Origin of the sequence: Mesorhizobium tamadayense (genome assembly GCF_003863365.1) — a bacterium.
GTDB lineage: Bacteria > Pseudomonadota > Alphaproteobacteria > Rhizobiales > Rhizobiaceae > Mesorhizobium > Mesorhizobium tamadayense.
On record NZ_RQXT01000199.1, the window covers coordinates 1 to 659 of the forward strand.

The following is a 659-nucleotide window of genomic DNA, read 5'->3' on the forward strand; positions in this document are numbered from 1 at the left end:
ACGCCATCGATGCCGGCATGCTTTCCGGCTATGGCCGTGAACGCTGGGAAAAGCTGGCTCTTTGGCAGGCTCCAGACCCCGACGAGGTGCGCTTGCGCGCCTTGGTCCGCCGCCGTCAGGAGCTCATCGCCATCAGGGGCGCCGAGAACAGCCGCGCCAAGGCCCCTGGCGGCCGCGATCTCGCGGCCTCCTTCAAGGCGGTGATCAAAGCCGTCGAGCACCAGATCCAGGCCATCGAGGCCGCCATGCGCGAGCTGATCGCCAACAGCGACACCCTCAAGCACCGGGCAGCCGTATGCACGGCCATGGACAGTCTCGGCCCGATCGTGACGGCCAAGCTGCTGGCCAGCTTGCCCGAGCTCGGTTCCCTGACACGCCGCAAGGCCGCAGCCCTTGCCGGCGTCGCGCCGCATCCCAACGACAGCGGTCAAAAAAGGGGCTACCGCAAAATCCGCGGCGGACGCCCCGACGTCAGAAGCACGCTGTACATGCCGGCCCTGCGCGCCGCCGCCGGAAAGGGCGAGTTCGCAGCCTTCTACAAACGCCTTCGCGCCAACGGCAAAAAGGCGATGGTGGCCATCGCCGCCGTCATGCGCAAGATCATCGTCACCCTCAACGCCAGGCTTCGCGATGCCATGATTCCTCAGAGTTGATGACGA

The 659-nt window shown here is 66.3% G+C and carries 1 protein-coding gene; it reads left to right on the forward strand.

What is annotated here, in order from left to right; translation table 11 throughout:
* Positions 1-653: transposase (locus tag EH240_RS37235; protein WP_148101197.1), on the forward strand; the 653-nt coding region annotated here is incomplete at its 5' end.
* Positions 654-659: the final 6 nt, after the last annotated feature.